At 27.1% G+C, this 3,554-nt stretch carries 2 protein-coding genes; both read left to right on the top strand.

Going from position 1 to position 3,554, the window contains the following annotated elements; all coding sequences use genetic code 11:
- Window positions 1-135 precede the first annotated feature (135 nt).
- Window positions 136-1,413, top strand: coding sequence for a cellulose synthase subunit BcsC-related outer membrane protein (locus tag FWJ34_RS18785; protein WP_308256858.1), 1,278 nt, complete (start codon window positions 136-138; stop codon window positions 1,411-1,413).
- A 282-nt stretch (window positions 1,414-1,695) separates the two neighbouring features.
- Window positions 1,696-3,554 (top strand): glycosyltransferase (locus FWJ34_RS18780; protein WP_308256857.1); only part of this gene is annotated, 1,859 nt, incomplete at its 3' end.

Below are 3,554 nucleotides of genomic sequence, written 5' to 3'. Positions count from 1 at the left end.
TTTCTCAAATCCATAATAATAGGTAACAAAAGGTTGAAATCCATTGCCTATATACAAGAATTAATTTTGTCTAGGCATTTATTAGCTTTCTCATGATTTAATTTGATAAAATCAAGGGCAATATTTAAGTATACTATGTTACAAAACAAATTTTTAACTATTTTTATAATTATTTATATAGGCTTACTCTCAATTAATAAAGGAAAAGTTTTGAGTAATGAAGAAAAAGCTAATTTATTACCGTTAAAGATAGAAACATTTAGTCAATCTGATAATAAAATAATTACTAACTTATGGCTAAACAAATATGAAGAAAATACTAATAATAATTACTACCAACAGTTTTTATTAACGGAAAATTTCCCTATAAAATTATTAAATATCCCCGTTAAAACTATTTTTTTAATTGCTTCTCCCGAGAATTTTAATCCTCGTTTAACCAAACCTGAACCTGTCATTCAGCCTGAAACAATTAAGCCAAAACCTTCTGATAATTTAGTAGAGGAATTAAAAAAATTTCCTGTAACTTTAGAAAGTATTAATCCGACTTTTTTAGTAGATACTGACAATTATGGACAAAGAAATCAATTTATTGAATCTACCTTTAACTTTCGTACTCTTAATAATCAAGAAATAAGTTTAAAAACAGGATTTAATACTTTTGAAAAACCTCTTGAAGAAAAAATTAATAATATACCTTTTATTCTTGGCTGGAAAGGTAAAATTAATAATGTTAATTTAGCAATTAATGGAGGATTAGAAATATTTGATCGTCTTCCGGTAGCACCTAGTATTAGTATAATGGGTGATACACCGTTATTAGTAAGAGTAAAACCAAACGGAGAATTACAATCATTATTTGTGTTAGCTAGTGCTTTAGAATATTTACCCTATAAATTTAATGCTCCAACCTTAGATAATCAAATCAAAACTTTTCGTTTTCGCCCAAGTTTTTATTGGTTAATTGCCCCTGATATTAGTTTATTTTCCTTTAGTCAATTTGGTAATTTTAATGATGGCAATAAAGACTACCAATCTTTTACTCGTCTTGAAAAAAAGTTTGGAGAATTAAGCGTATCAGCTAATCTTTTTACCTGGAGTTTTCATCAAAATTTAGAGCAAAAAAGTGGTTATTTTTCTCCCTCAGATTTTTTAGTTTATAACTTAGAATTAGCATGGCAAAAAAATATTACCAACTTTTTACATTGTCGTTTAATGGCAAGTTTAGGGCAACAAAGACTTAACGGAGAATTTTCTAACGCTCAAGTCTATGAAGGTTTTTGTACGGGGAAATTTTCTGAGAATATTTCTTTAGGATTAGGATATAAAATATCTAATATTATCACCCTTGAAACAGGAGCAAGTTCTTATCTTAATGAACAATTTAGGGGACAATTACAAATTAAATTTTAATAGGGAATAAAGATTTTTAAATATTTTATTTATGATATTTCTCATGATTTTATAATACATTTTACTATAAATTGCCCATTACCTATCTTCATCAAAACACTTTTTGACGCACCTTTAATTAAGATTAAATTTTTCTCAGATTAATCTTGACATTTTTTCATTTATCTCAGATAAGATTACACTTAGATTAAGTTAACAAAATAGCCGAAAAAAATTTTGTGTTTTTGTATGCTGGAGTGAGAGGATAAAAAATCTCTTTAGAAAACTTGAAAACTATTTATTATGAATCTTCAATCTAAAATTTATGCTAGTCGAATACTTTTTTTTGGTTTAGTTAGCAGTTTTATCGCTATTTTACTTAATCGTATTTACAATAATAATATTTTTAAAAATTTTTGGCAATTATGTTCATGGTTAAATTTATGGAATTTAACTCTATTTTTACCCTTAATAATAGGTGTATTAATTGTTCAAACTACTATTATATTATCTCCTCAACAAAAACAATGGTCAAGAATAATAATAGTTTTTACCTCTTTATCTTTTATGATACGTTATTTTTTATGGCGATGGCATTCTACTTTAAATTTAAGTAATTCTATTAATAGTATATTTAGTATAAGTTTATTTCTGATGGAATTAGCGTTTATTATTAGCCCATTTTGGCAGACAATTTTGACGTTAAAAGTTAAGAGTAGAAAACCCCAAGCTGATATAATGTCAGAAGCAGTAAAAGCTGGAATTTATCAACCTACTGTAGATATTTTAATACCTAGTTATAACGAACCATTAGAAGTAGTAAAAAGAACGATCGTTGGTTGTCAAGCTATAGAATATAATCATAAAAAAATCTATCTTTTAGACGATGGAGATAGACAAGAAATCAAAGAATTATGTAAAGAATTAGGCTGTGGTTATATCATCCGTGAAAATCGTCTTCATGCCAAAGGAGGAAATTTAAATCATGGTTTGACTAAAACGAAGGGAGAGTTAATAGTTGTTTTCGATGCTGATTTTATACCCACTACTAACTTTCTAACACGCACTATCGGCTTTTTTCAAGATACAAAGATAGGCTTATTACAAACTTACCAGAGTTTTTACTCTCATGATCCCATTGCGAGAAATTTAGGCTTAGAAAATAAAATACCCACTGAAGTAGAAATTTTTTCCCGTTATTATCAATTAGTTAGAGATAGCATTAACACTGCTTTATGTTATGGTAGTTCTTTTGTTGTAAGAAGAAGTTATTTAGAAAATATAGACGGTTTTGTTACTAATTCTCTCAGTGAAGATTATCACACAGGCATTAAGTTAGCTTCTAAAAATTATCAAGTTATTTATTTAGAAGAAAGTCTAAGTGCTGGATTATCAGCAGAAAATACTTTCGGGTATATTCGACAAAGAAAAAGGTGGGCAAGAGGCACAATTCAAAGTTTATTTATTCCTGAAAATCCTCTTTTTGTTCAAAATTTAAAATGCTGGGAAAGATTAGCTCATTTAGAAGGTATTTTACAATGGTTTTTAAGTCCTTTAAGAGTAATATTATTATTATTACCTTTAGCTTATACTTTTTTAGAGATAACACCTTTAAAAGCAAATTTTGAAGAAATAATTTATTTTTTTCTGCCTTTCTATTTTATCCAAATGTTAACCTTTTCTTGGCTAAATTTTCGTAGTCGATCAGCTTTGATGTCGGAGATATATAATGTAGTTACTGCTGTGCCTTTATCTATAGAAATATTCCAAACATTAATTAATCCTTTTTCCTCTATCTTCAAAGTAACTCCTAAAGGCATAAAAAATAATAACTATTACTTTAACTGGAATTTAGCATCACCTTTAATTTTTTTCTTAGGGATAAACTTGTTTAATTTAGTTAATTTATTACAAGAATTAATGAATAATGATATTAGCAATGTTTCTAATGTAATTGGGTTAAATATAGTTTTATTTTGGAATCTTTATAACTTAATGATTATTGCTTTATCTATTATGGTATTAATTGAAATACCGAAATCAGATAGTTACCAATGGTTAAAAGTAAATAAGCCGGTAAAATTAAAAATTTCTCATCAAATTCATCAAGGAATCATAACTAAAATGTCAGAAATAGGTGCTGAAATTAGTCTAAATTCAAA

The sequence above is a fragment of the Geminocystis sp. GBBB08 genome (assembly GCF_016743215.1).
In the GTDB taxonomy this organism is placed as follows: Bacteria; Cyanobacteriota; Cyanobacteriia; order Cyanobacteriales; family Cyanobacteriaceae; genus Geminocystis.
Note: the sequence above shows the minus strand (reverse complement) of the source record. Positions and strands in the feature narration are given on the sequence as shown.

Bases quoted from the DNA above. Each gene is read 5' to 3' on its own strand.
- FWJ34_RS18785 (WP_308256858.1), top strand. From the start codon at position 136: ATGTTACAAAACAAATTTTTAACTATTTTTATAATTATTTATATAGGC.